This is a genomic window from Burkholderia cepacia (assembly GCF_001718835.1).
GTDB lineage: Bacteria > Pseudomonadota > Gammaproteobacteria > Burkholderiales > Burkholderiaceae > Burkholderia > Burkholderia cepacia_F.
In genome coordinates this window covers 1,430,091-1,450,586 of the sequence record NZ_CP013443.1, presented here as the reverse complement: position 1 = coordinate 1,450,586, position 20,496 = coordinate 1,430,091, and the positions used below count along the sequence as shown (strand labels likewise).

Annotated in this window: 19 protein-coding genes and 3 pseudogenes; 8 read left to right on the top strand and 14 right to left on the bottom strand. The window is 64.3% G+C overall.

Annotated elements, in window-relative coordinates; all coding sequences use genetic code 11:
- Positions 1-169 precede the first annotated feature (169 nt).
- Positions 170-1,324 (top strand): transglycosylase SLT domain-containing protein, encoded by a 1,155-nt coding sequence (locus tag WT26_RS10110; protein ID WP_069272762.1) that lies wholly within the window; start codon positions 170-172, stop codon positions 1,322-1,324.
- Between the two features lie 134 nt (positions 1,325-1,458).
- Here the strand turns inward: WT26_RS10110 and WT26_RS10105 are convergent, their stop codons facing one another.
- From WT26_RS10105 to WT26_RS10095, 3 genes are all read right to left on the bottom strand, one after another.
- Positions 1,459-1,944, bottom strand: a complete 486-nt coding sequence (locus WT26_RS10105; RefSeq protein ID WP_069273727.1) for a DUF3304 domain-containing protein — start codon at positions 1,942-1,944, stop codon at positions 1,459-1,461.
- 191 nt (positions 1,945-2,135) lie between these two features.
- Positions 2,136-2,459, bottom strand: coding sequence for a hypothetical protein (locus WT26_RS10100; RefSeq protein WP_069270062.1), 324 nt, complete (start codon positions 2,457-2,459; stop codon positions 2,136-2,138).
- A gap of 263 nt (positions 2,460-2,722) precedes the next feature.
- Positions 2,723-3,466, bottom strand: coding sequence for a MipA/OmpV family protein (locus WT26_RS10095; RefSeq protein ID WP_069272761.1), 744 nt, complete (start codon positions 3,464-3,466; stop codon positions 2,723-2,725).
- Between the two features lie 204 nt (positions 3,467-3,670).
- Here WT26_RS10095 and WT26_RS10090 point away from each other — a divergent pair, with 204 nt between their 5' ends.
- A complete protein-coding gene (locus WT26_RS10090; protein ID WP_069272760.1) occupies positions 3,671-4,396 on the top strand; it encodes a response regulator in 726 nt (241 codons plus the stop codon).
- Positions 4,397-5,724, top strand: a pseudogene (locus WT26_RS10085) (ATP-binding protein).
- A gap of 90 nt (positions 5,725-5,814) precedes the next feature.
- Here WT26_RS10085 and WT26_RS10080 read toward each other — a convergent pair.
- Together WT26_RS10080 and WT26_RS10075 are read right to left on the bottom strand one after the other, a co-directional pair.
- Positions 5,815-6,255 carry a nuclear transport factor 2 family protein gene (locus WT26_RS10080; protein WP_069272759.1) on the bottom strand — a complete coding sequence of 147 codons (441 nt, stop codon included), beginning with the start codon at positions 6,253-6,255 and terminating at the stop codon, positions 5,815-5,817.
- Positions 6,256-6,303: 48 nt separating this feature from the next.
- The gene (locus tag WT26_RS10075) at positions 6,304-8,325 is read right to left on the bottom strand and encodes an FAD-dependent oxidoreductase (RefSeq protein ID WP_069272758.1); all 2,022 of its coding nucleotides are present in this window, start codon (positions 8,323-8,325) and stop codon (positions 6,304-6,306) included.
- 163 nt (positions 8,326-8,488) lie between these two features.
- On the opposite strand from WT26_RS10075, the gene WT26_RS10070 reads away from it, so the two are divergent.
- Positions 8,489-9,025 (top strand): PadR family transcriptional regulator, encoded by a 537-nt coding sequence (locus tag WT26_RS10070; RefSeq protein WP_155774644.1) that lies wholly within the window; start codon positions 8,489-8,491, stop codon positions 9,023-9,025.
- A 59-nt stretch (positions 9,026-9,084) separates the two neighbouring features.
- Positions 9,085-9,729, top strand: a complete 645-nt coding sequence (locus tag WT26_RS10065; RefSeq protein ID WP_059954774.1) for an SGNH/GDSL hydrolase family protein — start codon at positions 9,085-9,087, stop codon at positions 9,727-9,729.
- Positions 9,730-10,010: 281 nt separating this feature from the next.
- Here the strand turns inward: WT26_RS10065 and WT26_RS10060 are convergent, their stop codons facing one another.
- The 4 genes from WT26_RS10060 to WT26_RS10045 form a co-directional block, all read right to left on the bottom strand.
- Positions 10,011-10,616, bottom strand: coding sequence for a hypothetical protein (locus WT26_RS10060; protein WP_059954776.1), 606 nt, complete (start codon positions 10,614-10,616; stop codon positions 10,011-10,013).
- 135 nt (positions 10,617-10,751) lie between these two features.
- Positions 10,752-11,057, bottom strand: a complete 306-nt coding sequence (locus WT26_RS10055; protein ID WP_059982841.1) for an H-NS histone family protein — start codon at positions 11,055-11,057, stop codon at positions 10,752-10,754.
- Positions 11,058-11,188: 131 nt separating this feature from the next.
- Entirely contained in the window at positions 11,189-12,667 is a 1,479-nt protein-coding gene (locus WT26_RS10050) for a M81 family metallopeptidase (RefSeq protein ID WP_069270060.1), read from the bottom strand.
- Positions 12,664-13,965, bottom strand: coding sequence for an MFS transporter (locus tag WT26_RS10045; protein WP_059950806.1), 1,302 nt, complete (start codon positions 13,963-13,965; stop codon positions 12,664-12,666). The genes WT26_RS10050 and WT26_RS10045 overlap by 4 nt, the downstream gene beginning before the upstream one ends.
- Positions 13,966-14,129: 164 nt before the next feature.
- Between WT26_RS10045 and WT26_RS10040 the strand changes: the two genes are divergently transcribed.
- Positions 14,130-15,050, top strand: coding sequence for a LysR family transcriptional regulator (locus WT26_RS10040; RefSeq protein WP_059716118.1), 921 nt, complete (start codon positions 14,130-14,132; stop codon positions 15,048-15,050).
- Positions 15,051-15,095: 45 nt separating this feature from the next.
- Here the strand turns inward: WT26_RS10040 and WT26_RS39025 are convergent.
- The 4 genes and pseudogenes from WT26_RS39025 to WT26_RS10025 form a co-directional block, all read right to left on the bottom strand.
- Positions 15,096-15,167, bottom strand: a pseudogene (locus WT26_RS39025) (H-NS family nucleoid-associated regulatory protein); the annotation flags it as partial.
- A gap of 96 nt (positions 15,168-15,263) precedes the next feature.
- A complete protein-coding gene (locus WT26_RS10035) occupies positions 15,264-16,295 on the bottom strand; it encodes an extracellular solute-binding protein (RefSeq protein WP_059903165.1) in 1,032 nt (343 codons plus the stop codon).
- The gene (locus WT26_RS10030; protein WP_069272755.1) at positions 16,292-17,143 is read right to left on the bottom strand and encodes an ABC transporter permease; all 852 of its coding nucleotides are present in this window, start codon (positions 17,141-17,143) and stop codon (positions 16,292-16,294) included. Before WT26_RS10030 ends, WT26_RS10035 begins: the two co-directional genes overlap by 4 nt.
- Positions 17,130-17,999 carry an ABC transporter permease gene (locus tag WT26_RS10025; protein WP_069272754.1) on the bottom strand — a complete coding sequence of 290 codons (870 nt, stop codon included), beginning with the start codon at positions 17,997-17,999 and terminating at the stop codon, positions 17,130-17,132. The genes WT26_RS10030 and WT26_RS10025 overlap by 14 nt, the downstream gene beginning before the upstream one ends.
- Before the next feature lie 451 nt (positions 18,000-18,450).
- On the opposite strand from WT26_RS10025, the gene WT26_RS10020 reads away from it, so the two are divergent.
- Complete coding sequence (locus WT26_RS10020; RefSeq protein WP_069272753.1) at positions 18,451-18,903, top strand: GNAT family N-acetyltransferase; 453 nt, start codon at positions 18,451-18,453, stop codon at positions 18,901-18,903.
- Positions 18,904-18,919: 16 nt separating this feature from the next.
- Positions 18,920-19,189, top strand: a pseudogene (locus tag WT26_RS10015) (AraC family transcriptional regulator ligand-binding domain-containing protein); the annotation flags it as partial.
- Between the two features lie 733 nt (positions 19,190-19,922).
- Here the strand turns inward: WT26_RS10015 and WT26_RS10010 are convergent.
- Positions 19,923-20,228, bottom strand: coding sequence for an H-NS histone family protein (locus tag WT26_RS10010; protein ID WP_059856114.1), 306 nt, complete (start codon positions 20,226-20,228; stop codon positions 19,923-19,925).
- Positions 20,229-20,496: the final 268 nt, after the last annotated feature.

Below are 20,496 nucleotides of genomic sequence, written 5' to 3'. Positions count from 1 at the left end.
TACGCAAATGCGCAGCACTGCCCGGCGTGCGACGATGGCGGGGTCGGGATCGCAGGCGGGCAAATGCAAAGGAAAGTTTGACGCGAGCCATTTGCCTGCTCGCTATGGCACACTTCGCGTCTCGCGTAATTTCCTTGCACCGGGCGCCCGGATTCCGCCCCATCCTGCCATGCCGCGTCAGACTTACCCTTCGATCCGCAGCGCAACGCTGAAAATCGCAACGATCATCGCGATTTCGCTCGTGATGCCCGGCATTGCCCGCGCCGACTGTCTCGACGACGCGGCCGCGTTCCAGCACGTGAGCGTCAGCCTGATGCGCGGCATCGCGCAGGTCGAGTCGGGCATGAACCCGAACGCCGTCAACACCAACACGAACGGCACGGTCGACATCGGGCTGATGCAGATCAACAGCACCTGGCTGCCGACGCTCGCGCGCGAAGGCATCACGCGGGAGAGCCTGTTCGATGCGTGCACGAACGCGTATGTCGGCGCGTGGATCCTGTCGCAGAACATCCGTCAGCTCGGCGCCAACTGGAATGCGATCGGCGCGTACAACTCCGCGTCGCCCGACAAGCGCCTCGCGTATGCGCGCAAGGTCTATGATGCAATCCGGACCATGCCGGATTCGCCGGATACTCCCATGCCCATCCTTCCACCGTCCTTTACGCCGCCGCAACAGGCCCAGGCGTACAACCCGTTCGCGAGCCTGAGCGTCACGGCGCCGCAGGCCACGCGAGCGCGCGCCGCGGCGCCGGCCGCCGCCCCCTCCGGCCCGGCCGGCACGTACAACTTCGGCTGGACGGTCACCGGAGCGGACCAGGCCAAGCCGACCCAGGTGTTCGACGACGGCGCACGGGTCTACGTGCAGTTCAGCGACATGAAGCACCTGCCGGCGATCTTCACCGAAACGTCGTCGGGCCGCGTGCTGATGTCGTGGGAGCTGCAGTTCCCGTATGCCGTCCTGACGCGTCCGGCGCAAACGTTGATCTTCCAGCTCGGGGCCTATGAGGCGCGCGCGCAGCGGGGGACGCCGGGCCCGCTGATGCCGGCCGGCGCAGCCGCGCCGCGCACGGCCGCGACGGCGGCCGCGAGCGCGCCGCCGCCGGCCCAAAGAACTGCGGAGACGGCCCGGAGCAACGCGTCGGCCGACGCCCTCTGGTACGTGACCAAGTCGTCGGCAGCCCCGACGCCGTTGCCCGCGGCCGTGCCGGTTGCGGCTGCCACTCCGTCGACGGCCGCCGTCTCGGCGCCGGCGGCTGCCACGGCGCCTGCCGCGAAGCCCACGCGCGTCAGCACGGACGCGCTTTGGTATATCTCGAAGTAATCCGCTCGCGTGCGGAACGCTAGCGGACCGCTAGCGGACCGCGGGCGCCGCAGCGCCCGACGGCAGCAGCGCGTGGCACGCATCGGCGACGAAATGGCTGTACACGGCGTCGATGTCGATCTCGGCCATGGCGCTCACTTCTCCTGGGTCGGCTTGAGCTCGGGTGCGTTCATGTCGTCGACCCACTGCAGCTCGGCGGTACCGTTCTTGCGGAAATACACGCGCAGATAGCGCGACGTCGGCGATTCCGGCTGCGGAATGGTCACGTCGATCGTCTTGCGCTCCGGCTGGATGCCGCGCTGAATGTCGGCCAGCGGTTGCGCGAATTCCCAGTACAGCTTCACCTTCTGCCCCGGCGTCACCTTGCAGCCACACGCGAAGCCGCCGCCGCCGCCGAATGCCTCGCCGTCCTCGCGCGCCGCCGGATTGCCGAAGCACCCGGACTTGTGCTCGTTGTCGAGCCAGAATTCGTGCAGCTTACGGCCGTACTCGTTGTACCCCGTGACACATATCGCATGCGGCCCCGCCGCCACTGCTTGCGCGCCGACGTGCCTGCCGCACGCCGCCAGCACGCCGAGCCCCGCCAGCGCCAGCGCGCGCCATCCCTGACTGAACTTCATCGATACCTCGCAAACCTGCATCCTCGTCCTGCGGCACCGGTGACGGCAGATCGCAGCGATTTCGCGCGGCCGCCGCAGATGCCCTACGCTCGCATGACTGCTCGGTCAGGTCGACGGCGAGCAGCGTGTCCATCCGCGCAAATGCCTTTCCCTTCATTTCGGCGGGCGACTGTACGCACCACGTCCGGCAGTCAACCGCGACGCACCCATATCACCTTGCCGGCCTTGATGCCGAGGTTGCGCCGATCTTCCCGGTAATCCATCGTTCCCGGCAACGATCGGCCGTCACGCTCGCCGACGCGCCACGCGCAACCGCCGAGCATCGCGGCCGCTTCCGCTTCCGACTTGTCGACCAATGCATCGTCAGGCGCGGCGTCGGCCTTGCAGGCAACTGCCGCTTCGGAACCGCCACGGTTCGGCATCGCGTTCTCATTCGTGTTCCGGCTGGTGTTCGTACACCCGGCAATCGATGCGCCTGCAACCATCGCGGCCACAATCGAGATCAGGTTTTTCATGAGGGTCTCCCTTTCCGGTGCGTGAACGGTGCAATGCTCACCGGTGCGCGTTTCTCCGCGGCGGCGCAGCCGATCGAAACCGGCCGCCATCATCGCGCATGATGCCGCTCATGCGGATTCCACGCGAACGTTCTCGGCATGACGGACGCGCGGGACGGGTCGAATCTTACAGGAGGACGGCTTTCAGCGAAGCACGCGGGGCACGCGTGACGCGCACCCGCCGGAGTAGCGCGCAGCGCCCCGCTTCGGCCGCCCCGTCGCCCTCAGAACCGGTAGCTCACGCCTGCCATCCCGTGGTAGTTGGTGCGCGACTGGACGATCGGGCTGTCGCCGTAGCGGCCGACCAGCCGCGACACGCCCGCCGTCGCGAGGATCGACCAGTGCTGCGACACCGCATGCGTCCACACGGCCGACATCGACACGCTGTCGATCCCGCCGCTCGTCGAATACGGCCGGAACCGGCTCGACGCGGCCTGCGCGTCGGTCACGCCGTAGAACGTCTGCGTATAGCGCCCCGAACCCGCGTGTACGGTTCCCGTCACGACGATCTCGTCCTTGGCCGCCTTGAACACCGGCACCGCGAGATCCACGTGCCCCGACACGCCGCGCGACGTGTGCGTGACGGGCGTATCGAGCGTCACGCTCAGCACCGCATTGCCGTAGAGTTTCACGCCCGCGCGCACGCCCACCAGCACCGAGCCCGGAATCCGGCCCATGCCCTTCAGGTAGTCGGAGCCCGGCAGGTCGAAGCGGTTCTCGTCGGCGCGGCCCGCGTCGTAGCTCACGGCCGCCGACAGGAACACGCCGTGCGGCAGGTTCATCCGGTAACCGATGCCGTCCTCGCCGAGGAACAGCCCGTTGTCGAACGTCGCGGAGAACCCCGGCGCAACGACGCCGCGATACTGGTTGCTGCCCGGGTAGCGCGGCGCGACGCCCCCGCCGAGCGAGATCGTGTATTGGTTCTCCGCATGAGCAGCGGCGGCAAGGGTCAGGCCGGCGAGCGGCATGCAGTATCGGTAACGACGAAGGGTAGTGTGCACAATATTCGGATCAAAGTCAGGGAGTCCGAAGTCTAGAAGCCGCCGCGCGCCGAAACTGTCCGGAAACTGAAGCAAATCTGTGCTCAATTGTGTTCGATTGTCGTGGAGTGTCGCGGTCGCGCCCCGGCCGCCGGCGCGCCGGATAAAATCCGCGTGCATCCTGAGGAGACCATGAACGAAGATCCGCTCAAATACCGCGTACTGCTGATCGAGGACGACGACCGCCTCGCGCAGCTCGTCCGCGAATACCTCGACAGCTATGAATTCGCGGTGACGGTCGTCCGGCGCGGCGATCTCGCCGTCGCGGCGGTGCGCGAGCACCAGCCGGCCCTCGTGATACTCGACCTGATGCTGCCGAACCTCGACGGGATGGAAGTCTGCCGGCGCATCCGCGCGTTCACCAACGTGCCCGTGCTGATCCTGACCGCCCGCGCGGACGTCTACGACCAGGTCGCGGGCCTCGAGACGGGCGCCGACGACTACGTGACGAAGCCGATCGAGCCGCGCGTGCTGGTTGCACGCGCCCGCGCGCTGCTGCGCCGTGCGCAGCCCGCGAGCCCGGCGGCCGCCGGCGCGGCGCCGGAATCGCTCGTGTTCGGCGAGCTGGCGATCTCGCCGCCGAACCGCACCGTGACCTGGCGCGGCGAGCCGGTCGACCTCAAGACTGCCGAATTCAACCTGCTGCTGATCCTCGCGCGCGCGGCCGGCACCGTGCTGAGCCGTGACGACATCCTGAAGCAGCTGCGCGGGATCGAGTTCGACGGGCTCGACCGCTCGGTCGATTCCGGTATCTCGAAGCTGCGCCGCCGCTTCGAGGATGCGTCGTCGGAGCCGCACAAGATCAAGACGATCTGGGGCCGCGGCTACCTGTTCAGCCCTTCTGCGTGGGACGAATAAATGCTGCGCCCGTTGATCAGGCTGTACCTCGTCGTGATCCTGTTCGTCGCCGCGTCGGGATCCTGTTCATCCAGCTGTCGTTCGACCGGATCTTCTACGAACGCAGCGCACAGGCGCAGCGCGACTCGCTGACAACCTATGCGTTCGTGCTCAACGACTACCTCGAACGCCATCCGGGCGGGCAGCGCACACTCGCGCTGCGCGAACTGGCGCGGCACGGCGCCACCGGCTTCGGCTTCATATCGATGGCCGACGCCCGCGCGCGACTGAGCGGCATACCGCTGCGCGACCTCGACAGCGGCAAGATCGCGATCAGCTACGACGGCCGCGACTATTACATGCCGCTCGCGGACGGCTCCGTGGTGCACGCCCGTCCGGCCGAGGCGCCGGATCTGGACATCCGCATCTATGCGTACCTGCTGCTCGCGCTCGGCACGCTGTTCGCAGTGGTGCTGTGGATTCACTATCACTGGCGCGACCTGCGCAAGCTGCAGGATGCCGCCCGCGCGTTCGGCGCCGGCATGCTGTCGACGCGCGTGAAGCTGTCCGGCAAGTCGAACATCTACGAACTGTCGCAACAGTTCAACGACATGGCCGAGCGCATCGAGGCGTCGATCAAGCAGCAGCGCGAAATGATGCACGGCATCTCGCACGAACTGAAGACGCCGCTCGCGCGGCTCGAGTTCGGGCTCGCGCTGCTCGCGGAGCCCGACGAAACGGGACGGATGCGCGAACGCCGCGATGCGCTGCGCCGCGACGTGCGCGAACTCGACGAACTCGTCACCGAGCTGCTGACGATCGGCCGGCTCGAACAGGGACGAAGCGAACTCGCGCCGATGCGGGTCGCCGTGGCGGACCTGATCGACAGCATCGCCGGCAGCATCGCGAACGACGTCGCCGACCGCGGGCTCGCGTTCGACGTATCGACGCTCGGCGCCCCCGCGACCCACGTGTGCGACCCGAAGCTGGTCGCCCGCGCGTTGCTGAACCTGATCCGCAACGGCCTGCGCTATGCGGCGAAGACGGTCGCGCTTGCCGCGACGGCCCGCGCCGACGGTGCGCTGGTGCTGAGCGTCGACGACGACGGCCCCGGCATTCCGGCCGCCGAGCGCGCCCGCGTGTTCGAACCGTTCCAGCGGCTCGACTCTAGCCGCGACCGGCAGACCGGCGGCTTCGGGCTCGGGCTCGCGATCGTGAGGCGCGTCGCGCAGGTGCACGGCGGCGACGTGCGGCTCGAGGATTCACCGCTCGGCGGCGCACGCTTCGTGATCACGCTGCCGGCGCGAGTGGTGGATCAGGCGTGCGGCGCGGTGAAGGCAACGGCCTGACGCGTCGCCGCGACGCTTCGCACCCGGCCGCAAGCGCCCGCCGGTTCGGCGTCGCCGGGCCCGGCGACGTGATGCTCCGCGGCGGCGGGTTCAGCCGTTGAACTTGAACGCAGGCAGAACCTGCCCGAGCCGTGCGCCCATTTCCGCACCGAGCGCCTGCAGTCCATTGAACGGCCTGATCATCACTTCGAATTCCACGATCCGCCCTTCGTCGTCGAAGCGGATCATGTCGATCCCCTTCAACGCCTTGTCGCCGACGCTCGCGCTGAATTCCAGCACCACGCTCAGGCCGTCATCGGTGACGAACTGGCGGTAATAGGTGAAGTTCTCGAGGATCGTGATCACCGTGCGCAGCGCCATCAACAGCGCGGGCGCCGGCCCGTACGGCTTGAACGCCATCGGCGAACGGAACACGGCGTCCGGATGGACGATCGCGTCCAGCGTGCCCAGGTCCTTGCGTTCGACCAGCGCATGCCACGCGTCGAGCGATTTCGCGACGGCGGGATGGAGATGCGTCGGTGCTTGCGTCATCGAGTGCTCCTGTTTCGTCGGCGTGAATGAATGGGCGTGAGGCGGGTATCAAAGGGTCGCCGCGAGCGTCGTACCCTGATGAATCGCGCGCTTCGCATCGAGTTCGGCGGCCTCGTATGCGCCGCCGATCAGATGGATCGCGCGCCCCGCGGCCCGCAACTGTTCGGCCAGTTCGCGCGACGGCTCCTGCCCCGCGCAGATCACCACGTGGTCCACCGGCAGCGTCTGTTCGACGCCGTCGATCGTCACGTGCAAGCCTTCGTCGTCGATGCGCCGGTACGTCACCGCCGACGACATGCCGACGCCGCGCGCCTTCAGCGCGGTGCGGTGGATCCACCCGGTGGTCTTGCCCAACTGGTCGCCGACCCTGGACGTCTTGCGCTGCAGCAACTGCACCTGCCGCGGCGCCTGTTCAGGCTGCGGCTCGCGCAGGCCGCCGGCATCCCCGTACGCGGGATCGACGCCCCATTCGGCCAAAAACCGCTCGGGATTCAGGCTCGCGCCGTCGCCGCTGTGCGTCAGGTACTCGGCCACGTCAAAGCCGATGCCGCCGGCGCCGACGATCGCGACGCTGCGGCCCACGGCCTTGTCGTCGCGCAGCACGTCGAGATAGCCGAGCGTCTTCGGATGCCCGACGCCGTCGATCGGCGGCGTGCGCGGCACGATGCCCGTCGCGATCACCACCTCGTCGAATTCGCCCTGCAGCAGCATCTCGGCGGTGGCGCGCGTATCGAGGCGAAGGTCGACGCCGCGCAACTCGATCTGCCGGCGGAAATAACGAAGCGTTTCGTTGAACTCTTCCTTGCCGGGCACCTTCTTCGCGAGGTTGAACTGGCCGCCGATCTCGGCGCCCGCTTCATACAGCGTCACCGCGTGACCGCGCTCGGCTGCCGTGACCGCGCAACCGAGGCCCGCCGGACCGGCGCCGACCACCGCGATGCGCTTGCGCTTCCGTGCGGGGCGGATCACGAGCTCGGTTTCGTGACAGGCGCGCGGATTCACGAGGCAGGACGTGATCCTGCCGCTGAACGTATGGTCGAGGCACGCCTGGTTGCAGCCGATGCACGTGTTGATCTCGTCTGCGCGCCCTTCCCGCGCCTTGCGCACGAATTCGGCGTCGGCGAGGAACGGCCGCGCCATCGACACCATGTCGCAATAACCGTCGGCGAGCAGCTGTTCCGCGACTTCCGGCGTGTTGATCCGGTTGGTCGCCACGAGCGGGATGCCGACCTTGCCCATCAATTGCCGCGTGACCCATGCGTACGCCGCGCGCGGCACCTTGGTCGCGATGGTCGGAATGCGCGCCTCGTGCCAGCCGATGCCGGTATTGAGGATCGTCGCACCGGCCGCCTCGATCGCCTGCGCGAGCCGGATCACCTCGTCGAGCGTCGAGCCGCCTTCGACGAGATCGAGCATCGACAGCCGGTAGATGACGATGAAGTTCGTGCCCACCCGTTCGCGCACGCGCCGCACGATCTCGACCGCGAACCGGATGCGGTTCTCGTAGGCGCCGCCCCACGCGTCGTCGCGATGGTTCGTGCGCGCGGCGATGAATTCGTTGATCAGGTAACCCTCGGAGCCCATGATCTCGACGCCGTCGTAGCCCGCGTGCTGCGCAAGCGCCGCGCATCGTACGAAGTCTGCGATCGTCTCGTCGACTTCGTCGCCACTCAGCGCATGCGGCGTGAACGGGTTGATCGGCGCTTTCAGCGCACTGGGCGCGGCGAGCGCCGGGTGATAGGCATAGCGCCCGAAGTGGAGGATCTGCAGCGCGATCCTGCCGCCCGCCGCCTGCACCGCGCGCGTCACGACGCGATGGCGTTCGGCTTCCGCTTCGGTCGTCAGCATCGCACCGCCCGGCGCCGGACGGCCGCGCTCGTTCGGCGCGAAGCCCCCCGTGACGATCAGGCCGGCCTCGCCTCGCGCGCGCTCCGCATAGAACGCCGCCATCCGCTCGAAGCCGTGCGGCGCTTCCTCGAGACCGACGTGCATCGACCCCATCAGTACGCGGTTCCTGAGCGACGTGAAGCCCAGCTCGAGCGGCGCGGTCAGGTGGGGATAGCGGGTCATCGATCGTCTCCGTGTCTATGCAACAAGTTGCATTGATACTAGTCCGTGATTTTCGTTTATGCAACATGTTGCATAAACGAAGCCACCCCGGTTACCCTCTCGGTTACCCCGTATCGCCGATATGGCAAGATGCGACGCATCCCATGGCTTCCCTCGACTCGACATGTCCCTGCCTCACGCACTCCTCACCGCGCTCGCCGAACGCCCCGGTTCGGGGTCCGAGCTCGCCGACCGTTTCGATCGCTCGATCGGCTATTTCTGGCAGGCCACGCACCAGCAGATCTATCGCGAGCTGGGGCGCCTCGAGGAAACGGGCTGGATCGAGTCGCTGCCCGCCGAATCGGGGCGCGGCCGCAAGCGCGCGTACCGGATCCTGCCGGCCGGCAAGAAGGAACTGCGGCGCTGGATCGCCGAACCGGAAGATCCGACGCCGCTGCGCGAAGCGTTGATGGTGCGCCTGCGCGCGGAAGCGGTGCTCGGCCCCGCGGGACTGGAAAAAGAGATCAGGCGACACATGGCGCTTCACCAGGAAAAGCTCGACCTGTATCTGCAGATCGAGGCGCGCGATTTCCCGACGGACACCGCCTCCCGCGCGAAGCGCCTGCAGCACCTGGTGCTGCAGGCCGGCATCGCGAACGAGCGGTTCTGGGTCGAGTTCTCGCAGCATGCGCTCGACGTCCTGCGCCTGCCGAAGGAATGACCGTCGCGCGAACCCGCTCAGATGCGCGACGCAATGATCGAACAATCAAGGAGACGAAAATGGCGCAGAAGACCGTGCTCTGCTACGGCGACTCGAACACCCACGGCACGCGCCCGATGACGCGCCCCGGCGTGCTGGAGCGCTTCGATCGCGACGACCGCTGGACGGGTGTGCTCGCGCAAGCGCTGGGCGCAGGCTGGCGAGTCGTCGAAGAAGGGTTGCCCGCTCGCACGACCGTCCATGACGACCCGATCGAAGGCCGGCACAAGAACGGCCTGTCGTATCTGCGACCGTGCCTGGAAAGTCATTTGCCGGTCAACGTCGTCGTGCTGATGCTCGGCACGAACGACCTGAAGGCGCGCTTCTCGGTCACGCCCGCCGACATCGCGGTCTCGGCCGGCGTATTGCTCGCCGAACTGGAGGCGTGCCGCGCGGGCCCCGCGGGCACGACGCCGCAGGTGGTGCTGATGGCGCCCGCCCCGATCGTCGAGGTCGGGTTCCTCGGCGAGATCTTCGCGGGCGGCGCGGCGAAGTCTCGCCAGCTCGCGAGCCTGTACGCGCGGATAGCCCGGGATGCCGGCGCGCATTTCCTCGACGTCGGCGAGATCGTCGAAGTCAGCCCGGTGGACGGCGTCCATTTTTCGGCCGATCACCATCGCGTGCTCGGCCGGAAGCTCGCGGCATTCCTGCAGCAGCTCCAATAGCGAGACCGGTGACGCGCGACGCGCCCCGCGATTTCAACGCGGGCCATCGAGCCAATCGGGAATGAGTTGCCGGGCCGGCGCGAGATAGGTGACGATCGGCTGCGTCCGCCCGCCCGCGCACGACTGGCAATACGCGCCATGAAACATCGCGACCATGGTCCCGATCGAGTCGTTTCACCCGTCCTACGGCAACGCGATACAGCGTCTCGCGCTGCGCCTGTTCCTTGGCAGCGTCGCCGACAGGCTCGGCGGCTGAGGCCGGGCCGACTACGTTCCGGATCTCAGTCGAAAGCTTCCGGCTCCCGCGCATCGCGCGACGTCGGCGGCGGCGCCAGCCGCAACCAGCCCGGGCGGCGGCTCGGGCGCGGCCACCGTGACCGCCCGCACCTCGAAAAGCGGGACGTCTCGCGCGCTTCCGACGCGAGCGAAATGTCGAGGAGTTCGCCGGCAAGCAGGCGCGCTTGCTTCGCGAGATCGGCATGGTGCCTGAGTGTTTGCAAAGTGGCGTCGAGTCCGCCATCGATTCCGCTCCGGAAAATCAGTACGGCGGTATCGGCATGGACCCGTGCGCGCTTCGCGTGCAGCCGTGCCTTCCTCACACGGAACCGCAGCAGTTCAATCCGGGCGTGAGCGCTTGAAAAGCATGCGATTGCCGACATCGCATACCGCCCTTCCAGTTTCTCGAGTTCCGCAGCGCACGCTTCGGCTTCGGCGGCGTCGACGATCGCCGCCTGAACGGAATCGGCGGCGATCGAGTCCGTGACATGCTCCCCCGACTCTCGACGGTCCGCGTGTTTCCGATACCGGGCGGGGATGCACGCACGAACGCCCGCGCACACGACGCCAATGGCGGCACTGACTCGTTCTTCCCAAGCGGTCTTGGACATGGGATTGCGTGAAGCAGAGTGTGCGTACGTGATGCTCGCGCGACGCAAGGTCACTTGCATCGCGAGATGTCGAGCAGCAGTACGGGCGAATCATGTGGGGTTGATTATTCAGGACAGCTCGAAGGTTGCGCCCGTCTATGCCGACGTCGGGATCAGGTACATGTCGCGATCACGACCGGCGATCCACCGAGGCTCCTTCCCGCGCCCGCTCCAGAGCGCGCCCGATGCAGGATCGCGATACTTTGCCGTAGCGGGCGCGCGCCGCCTGATCCGACGTGACTTTCGCTGGATATCGGCAAACAGGTCCTCGGGTTTCAGATCGAATTCGGCGATCAATTCTCGAATCTTCTCGAGCGCGACCGAGATTTCCCGCTTGCGTGCGAGCTCCGCCTGAGCCTGGAGAGTACGAATCTGGGCTTTCAAGTCCCGATAGGTTGGCATATCGTGTCTTCCCGATGAAGAGGAATGTCGTGGGCGTATCGCGTCATGTCAGCCACGGTTCAATAAGATCTGGAGTGCGCATGATATTGAACGAAACGTGCAATTGCCGTCTAGCGTATTTTCCCTCCCGGTCAAATCCGGCCCTGCCCTTCGTATCCGGGAGCGATCCGCACGGAAGGGTTCAGTTTTCGCCACGGCAGCCTGGCGGGATCGGTGACGATGCCGTCCACGGTTCGCGCGACCAGCACCGCCTCGGCGATCGGCTCGAACGCGGCACGGAAATGAACCGAGCTCTTGTTCACCAGAATCGCCATCGCTTCCGGCTGGATGCCGACCATCCGATAGAGGTTGCGATCCAGCAACTGGGTTTTCACGCTGCTCACGACCACGCGCACGCCGTCGATGCGCAGGCACGCGCACGGCCCGAGACGCAACGTGACATTGCGCATCATCGGCCCTTCCAGCCGGCATTCGCCGTCGGAGAGCGCGTCGACGACGAAGGTCGCGCGAAACGCGCGCGGCGTGCCCTCCGCCAGGGTCAGCGCAATGACTGATCCGACGCCTGCGGCATGGGCCGCCGCCGCCGCGAGCGGATCGCAGAGGACCCCCAGCGCCGCGCGCGTCACGCCGTGGAACACCAGCGCCGCGAGCATTTCGGTCGTGTTCGAGTCTGCGCCGGCGCCCGGATTGTCGTGCGTGTCTGCGATCACGACCGGACGCGTCGCGTTCGCCGCGAGCGCGACGGCGGTCTTCACGGCCTCGTCGGGCGACAGGCAGGTGGCTTGCCAGTCGTTCTCGCGGCACACGAATTGACGGTAAAGGCGATCCAGCGCTTCGTTCAGCGCGGTTTGACTGATGCCGTATCCCCAGATCGTCGGGCCGCACTCGGCGATGTCCGCGGCCGGGAAGCCCAGCGCAATCGACAAGTCGACGCCGAGATCGGCTTCGAGCGTCGCCAGCGTCGCATACAGGTCCGCCGCCGGCGGGCGCGACGTCGCCATCGCTTCGATCGGCACGAGGAACGGCCCGCGCCGGATGCCGCGGTGATGGCTCTCGCGCTCCCGCGCGAGCTTCTTGATCAGGCGGGCCGCGCGCGCGCCGGTGTCGGACATGTCGACATGAGGATAGGTGCGATATGCGACGAGGCCGTCGGCGCTGCGGAACATCTGGGCCGTCACGTTCGCGTGCAGGTCCAGCGCGGCAACGATGGTCACGCCATGCCCCACGGCTTCGCGAACCCGCGTCAGGAGTTCCCCTTCGCCGTCGTCGACGTGCTCGGCAACCATCGCCCCGTGAAGATCGAGAAACACCGCGTCCGCCTTCGCGGTTCGCGCCCCTTCGACGATCTCGCCGACGATGCGCTCGAACGCGTCTCGCGTGACCGGGCCCGACGGCGTCGCATGCGCCCACACGCCGGGGACCACGACGTCCGTAGCGGGATCGAGCGCGCCGATGAAGCCGCCGATCGCAAGATTCGCGTCCCGCAGCGCGAGCATGGCGTCGCCCCTGACGATCGGACCATTCGCACCGCTCGTGAAGTCGCAGTAGCGGGCGCGCGATGCCACAAAGGTGTTGGTTTCGTGAAGCAACCCGGCAACGTAGAACTTCATGCGCGCGCGCCCTCCGAAGACGCGACGGGACGCACCAGCAGCAGCACCGCGCCGAGCGCGAGCAATCCGACGATCACGAACAATCCGGCGGCGGTGCTGCCCGTCGCCGATTTCAACGTGCCGATGATCGTCGGGCTGAGAAACCCGCCGAACAGGCCGACGGTATTGACGAACGCGATGCCGCTCGCCGAGATCGAGGCCGGGAGATATTCCGACGGAATCGCCCAGAACACCGCGTAACCCGCGAACGTCAGCGCGGTCGCAATCGTGATCGCGACGATCGCGATGCCGAAACGGTCGACGAAGATCGCGGCGACCGCGAGCGCCACGGCGGCCGCCGCGGTTGCGACGCCGGCATGCAGGCGCCGCTCGAGCAATCGATCGGAACGTCGTGCCAGCAAATACATCGCCGCCACGGCTGCCGCATACGGAATCGCGGAATACCAGCCGATCTCGGCGACGCTCTTCACGCCGCCCGCTTTCAGGATCGACGGAAGCCAGAAGCCGACGACGTAGACCCCGCAGATCAAGCAGAAGTAGATCGCCGACAGGCGATAGATGCCGGCGTCACCCAGCACGGCCTTCAGGGATTGCCACCCTTCGCGACTCGACGACGCGGCGTCCAGCCGTTCGATGACCATCCGCTTTTCGTCGGCCGTCAGCCATTGCGCATCGTTTGGCGAATCGCTCAACCAGGTGAGCGCGATCACGCCGAGCAGAACGGCGGGAATGCCTTCGATCAGGAACATCCATTGCCAGCCGGCGAGGCCGGCGACGTCCGTCAGGTGTTCGAGCAGCCACCCCGAGACCGGGCCGGCCACGATGCCGCCGATCGGCGCGGCGCCGAGCAACAGCGCCGTCGCCCGGCTGAGCCGCTCGCGCGGGTACCAGCGCGCCAGGTAGAAAAGCATGCCGGGCGCGAACCCGGCCTCGCACATGCCGAGCAGAAACCGGATGACGTAGAACGAGGTGGCGTCGGTGACGACCAGCATCGACATCGACGCGATGCCCCACAGCAGCATGATGCGGCTCAGCGTTTTGCGCGCGCCGATCCGGGTCAACAGCTGGTTGCTCGGAATCTCGAACAGCATGTAGCCGAGAAAAAACAGGCCCGCGCCAAACCCGTAGGCGGCGTCTCCCAGCCCGAGATCCTGCTGCATCTGAATTTTCGCGAAGCCGATGTTGACGCGATCGATGTACGCGATGGAATAGCCGACGGCGAGGAACGCGAGTACCCGGCGATCTATTTTCCGGTATGCGGATTGCACGCCGTCAGCGGCGTCGAACGCGATTGACATTAATTCCCTCGGAAGGTTTGAGCGCTTCTCTATGCCAGTGACAACTGGTTGTATTCAAACTGTACCGGCAAATGATATTGGATTGGATATCATCCTGCGTACCGGGGTGTTGCGCTTTATCTCAACACCTGTCGTTATTGACAGTTGTTTTTTTGAGCATCGGAATGGAGATCCCGACCCAACGCCAATTGCTGTATTTCGAAGCGGTCATGGCTGAACGATCCTTTCGCAAGGCGGCGGACAAACTGCAGGTTGCGCCGTCCGAAGTGAGCCGTCAGATTCAGCGCCTCGAAAACGAGACCGGCTTGCACCTTTTCGACCGCCATATCTCGGGCGTCGTCGCGACGGAACAGGCGGAATGCCTGCTTCGCTACCATCGGGGATGCGAAGCGACTTACGAAGTGCTGCAAAGCGAACTGGATGCGCTGCGTTCGCTCACGACGGGATACGTCGCGATTTCCGCCAGCGAAGGCGTGATTCCTGCGCTGACGAATGAAATTCTGTGGGAATTCGGGCGGCGCTATCCGGCCGTGCGCCTTTCATTGAATATTCGCGCGACCGGGGAAATCGTGGACGAGGTGCGCAAGGACATTGCGCATATCGGCATCGCCTATAATCCGCCGACTTCCGAGGGCATCCTGGTTCATCGCAGCGTCATTCATCATGTCGTTGCCGCGGTGCGACCGGATCACCCGTTGGCTTCGCACCCCGGGCCGATCACGTTCGGACGGGCGATCTCGTATCCGTTCGCCACCATGCCGCCGATGTATGGACTGGGCAGCACGATCGACATGCTGGCTCGCGGAGAGACCATGCGCTTTCAGCCGCGCCTGGTCGGCAATACGCTCGACATGCTGCGCCGGTTCGCGCTGGCGGGGATGGGCGTCGCATTTCTGACGGATTATTCGATCGCGACGGAAGTGGCCGAAGGCCGACTGGTCGGCAAGCGCATCGACCACCCGCTCCTCGGGCGCCAGAGTGTCCAGCTGCTGGTGAAAGCCGATCGGACGTTGCCCCATGCGGCGCAGGTGCTTCTGCAATGCGTCGAGAGCCGGATGGCAATCTTCGAGATGGGTGATGCGTGACTTCCGACGGTCAAATGGTTCGCACACACCGAAGCCGGTATTTCTCTACGCCAACGTGTGAATCAAAAACCTCTCCCGATCTTGTCCGGCAATCCAACGAGGTGTCCGTCCACGGCCGCTTCGTCTCGAATTTCAACTGCCGACGCCTCGCCGCCCGATTTCTGCAACTTGCAGCGAGGCTTCGTTCAGGAAGTCAGCAAGCTCGAGCGCGTCTCATTGATTTCCCTTCAGCTTCAGCCAGACCTTGTTACGCAGTTGAATCGCAGCAGGTGAACACATCTTGTAAGGCTTGAGCCGATCCTTATACTGCTCCGGCGTCTTGATCGCAGGATTGTCATGCAGCGCAGGGTCAATGTAGCGCTCCGATCCGACAATCTCGTTGCTGTACCGTAGTGCGTTCGTCACCAGCGCGATGTTCTCGGGTCGCATCATCCAGTCGATGAACTTGTAGGCCGATTCGACATTTCGCGCCTTTGCCGGAACTAGCAGGCTGTCCATGAACAGTCGGACGCCCTCTTTCGGATACACGAACCGGATAGTCGGCAAGCGATCCTGTGCTCGCGCGGCGGCACCGTTCCAGACGTGCTGAACGATGATTTGCCTGGACGCGAGACGATCGACCGTTCCGTCGTTGCTATATGTCTTCACGAATGGTTTCTGCTTCTGCAGTACGTCGAGGACGCGTTTCGCATCGTCGGGGCGCTCGGTGCATTCATCCTGTCCCAGATACCAGCTCGCCGCCATGTACAGTTCCTCCTCGACGTCCAGATCGCCGACCTCGCCGCGAAGTGCCGCGGGCGGCTCGAAGAACGACTTCCAGCTATCGTCGAGGCGGCCGCCCGGCACACGCGCGCTGTCGTAAGCAAACCCGGTCAGGACGACCGTGAAAGGCATCGCGTAGTCCCGCTGGGGATCGAACGACGGATGACGGTACTCGGGCTTGATGTTGGCGACATTGGGCAACTTGCGCTTGTCGAGCTTGAGCAGAAGGCCGGACTTCACGAGCACCGGCACGTAGTAGTCTCCGGCGACCACAACGTCGTACCCCCCTCCTCCTGCCTGCAGTTTCTGGGTCAGCGCCGCATCGCTCGCATAGGTGTCGAGTGTCGTCTCGATGCCGGTATCAGCCTGGAACTTCTTGAGCAAGTTGACAGGCAGGATGTTCGGCCAGCTTCCGATATGGAGCTCGGCGGCCTGGGTCGTGACGGCGGCAAGAAGCAACATCGCACCGATTGTTTTTTTCATGCTGTTCCTATTGCGTGGAGATTGGCGTGGTGTATCTCGGACTGCTCGGCCCTGGATCTTCTTTTACCTCGAGCACCGATGATCCAGACTACCGTCAGTTGTATTGTCGAGAGGCCGATGACGACGGTCGACACGGCGCTGACCTTGGGTGTGATGCCGATCTTCAATGCACCGAAGATATACATCGGCAATGTCGTCATGCCGGCGCCGGCGAGAAAGTAGCTGGTGACGTAATCATTCATCGACGCGACGAATGCCAGCAAAGCCCCTGCGACGATGCCGGGTAGAGCCAAAGGCGCGGTAATTTGTCGAAATGCCGCCCATGGCGTGGCCGACAGGTCCGCGGCCGCCTCGAGCAGCGTGCGATCGATCGTCTTGAGCCTGGCTTTGATCGGCAGATAGGCAAGCGGCACACTGAACACCACATGAGCAAACAGAACGGCGCCGAATCCAAGCTCTGACTCGAACATCGAGAACAGCATCATGGTCGCGATCGCCAGTACGATTTCGGGTATCGCGAGCGGAAGCGCAATGACGAGTCCTGCCGGGTCGAGACCGTGCCGATCGCTTCTCGACCACCAAGCGACCGCCGCGCTCGTCGCGAGCATGGTGGAGAGCACCGTCGACGCCAGCGCCAGCAACAGTGAATTCTTCGCAGCGCGGACCAGCGTCGGATCGGACCAAGCCTCGACGTAACCTCGAATGCCAAACCCGTCCCATATGAGGGCCGACGGGCCGACGTTGAAGCTCATCGCCATCACCGTCAGCAGTGGCAGATAGAGGAACACCAGCACGGCGATCGCAATTGCCGCGGTCAGCGGAAACCGGCGCAGTTCAGGCGAAATCATGAACGCGCTCCTGCCGCTGGAAGAGCGAACCCAGTCGAGACGCGAGCATCGCCAGAAGCACAGCGGCGAGCAACGCGAACGACATCGCGGCGCCCAAAGGCCAATCCCGTCCGCCGGCAAACTGGAAGTCGATCAGATTGCCGATCATGAAAGCGTGGTTACCGCCGAGCAGACCCGGGATCGTATAGGAACCCAGCGCCGGAACAAAGACGAGCCCGATTCCTGCCATGATGCCCGGACGGCAACACGGTACGACGACATGGAGCAGTACCGCCGGCTTGTGTGCCCCCAGATCGTAGGCCGCTTCGGCCAGCCGCCAGTCGAAGTCGTCGAGCGCAGCGAAGATCGGCAGGACCATGAACGGCGTGAATGCATAGACGAGACCGATCAGCGTCGCGAGATCGGTGTAGAGCAGGCCGAGCGTCCCCTGCATGAGACCCGCCCGGCTCAATATCTGGTTCAGCAAGCCGTTGTCTGCAATGACGATGATCAATCCGTACATCTGGACGACGACGCAGGTCCAGAACGGGATCGTGATCAGGATCAGCAACGTGGCCTTCCACTTCAGGGGGCGCGTCGCCATGAACAGCGCCGTCGGGAGCCCGATCAGCAGACATCCCGCGGTGGTCAGCAGAGCCATGACCACCGACCGGGCAAAAATGTCGATGTAGCCGTGCTGAAGGACGCGTACCCCGTCCCAGTCCCGATCGAAGACAATCCGCTCGTATGCGCCGGCAGTGAAGTCGCCCCACGAGACGCCGCCGAAGTCGCGCGGTGCACTGAGCGAGACCACTGCCAGGACGATCATCGGAAGAACCACACCTGCGGCCACGACAAGCACCGCCGGGTTATACATCTTCGGCCATGATTTCAGCAGATTGAGTATGGGGACTCGGCGCACTGCCAACTACCTCAAATCAGTCAGTTCGATTGGCAAGAAGCGTACCAAATCGACTGCGCCATTTATAGGGGTTGCCCGTGCCGTTCGCGCCAATGGCATTATAAGTTTGGCGAGCGTCATTTTTTATTAAACCATTGCAATTACAGAAATTATCGAATTCGCGCCATTTTGATCGATACAGGGATATTTAAACGTTGACCAATCACCAAGTCGCAATGAACGGTCACAGGGGTACCGCGCCGCGCACCGACGCCCGGCCAGCGCCCCATGTGGCGCCAAGCGGCTTCGCTGATGGGCCGCCTGCTCCGTGGCGTTATGATCGTTGGCGGATTTAAAAAAATCGTGAGATAGTTGCCTACGTCACACCACGTATATTTCATATAAAGAGATGAGAGACGTAACGAATATGGCCACTGCTGAAAAGCTAGAATACCGACCGATGACTGAGCGCGACGTCGGCGCTTTTTATGATGTGCGATTCTCCGTGAGCGAGAATAGAATCCATCCCCACCAGGTTCATCTTCTGAACCGCAACCTCCTGATCGAGAAAATCAGGCAGGGAGGTGGCTGGATCTGTGAATGTGGCGACGAGGTCGCCGGGGTCTGTCTGCCAGTCATCACCGAGACGCCGTTCATCACCGCGTTGTTTGTGAAACCATCGTTCCATGGTGTCGGCATCGGCCGCGAGCTGCTTGCCCGTGCGCTTGCATGGCTGAAGGAGAAGGACGTGGCGCAAGTCACGCTCGTGACCGATCCAGGCTCGCGGGCCGATGGCTTTTACCAGCGTCTTGGGTGGAAGCGCGGCGAATTGGACGAGTACGGGTGTCAGGTCGTATTTACGAAGTCGCTAGGGAATTAGATATCCAGGGAGTCGAATGAAGCGTATGGGTGTGCCGGTCGACGTCTTGCTGAAAGGCACGGGAGTCTCTCCCCCGGACGTCGAGCGCCCCAACGCAATGGTGACGCATGCACAGGAAATAGCGTTGTTTGCGAATGCACTCGAGGCGACCGGCAACACCGCGATCGGGCTTCATATCGGAGACGCGATTCCGGTTACATCGTACGGCCTGCGAACTCACGCGATGCTGGTGTGCCCGACGTTGGGCGACGCGCTGCGCCTGGGCTTCGAGCATCCGTTGCTGGGGAAGTGAAAATTATGAATTGCGAAACATGCAGCAATTCCAACCATGACATTTTCCTTGGAGAATTCTGAACCGCACCGATCATCGGTTACCATTCCGCCGCATTGGAACGACACGATCACGTGATTTCTTGCGCCTATCCGAAGCGAGCGAGATCTCGAGGAGATCGACAGCGAGCAGGCGCGATTGCTTCGCGAGGTCAGCGTGGTGCATGAGACGGCCAAACGTGGAGTCGAATCGGGCATCGCTTCGCCCCCGAAGGATCACGACAGCTGTATCGGCATGGGCGCGAGCACGCTGAGCGTGCAACTGCGCTTTCCGCACACGGGAGCCGAGCAGTTCCATGCGAGCGCGGGTGCTCGGGAAGTGTGCAGGTGCCTGCGTCGAATACCGCGCTGCCAACTTCTCCAATTCTGCGACGCATGCTTCTGCGCGAGCGGCGTCGACGAGGGACGTACTGACAGCGTGCGAGGCGATCAATTCGTTAGACGCTCGCAGGCATCTTTGCCCCCGAACCCGGCCAGGAACGAAGGCATGGATAGCTGCGCGAACGAGACCTATGACGGCGCCGATACGAACAATCCAGGGACGTGGGGACATGGTTGAGCGAAAAGCGGTATGCGCCCGCTTCTTGTTCGCATGGCATAGATCCATGTAAGGAACTGACGCCGGAAACGCCCGAGCAGCGAAGCATCCGGCGATCCAACGGTTCAGATGCACCGAAGCCTGTATGCCTCTATGTCGACGCGCGGATCAAAAACTTCTCCCGATCTTGTCCTGCAATCCAGCGAGGGGTCCGTCCACGGCCACTCCAGACAGCGCCGGACGCAGGGTCCCGATATTTCGCGATCGCCGGTGCGCGACGTCTAATCCGACCGGACATACGCCGAATCCCAGCAAACAAGTCCTCGGGCCTTAGATCGAACTCGGCGATTATTTTCTGAACGTCTTTTACGGCGTTCTCCATTTCCTTCTTGCGCGCAAGTTCCGCCTGAGCTTGAAGTGTACGGATCTCGGCTTTCAGGTCCAGGTAGGTAGGCATCTCGGCTCCTTTGTATTGTGCGATGTTCTTTGGCTAGTTGACATTCGGCCACTGCAATTCATCTAATTTCGCAATGCTTATTGTCTTTAATTGAGCGAATGCGGTGACCACGCGGAATAAAAAGTGCGATCGAGAGGGAGATCGCGAACCGCCTGCACTGAGAGCTAACGGGTCGCCGAAGACAGGCGGGACCGGCGACAGAGGCTAATTGTTCTTGCAGGAAAAGACCGATCTGCTTGCGGTTCGATGACCCTGCCGCTTATCGAGC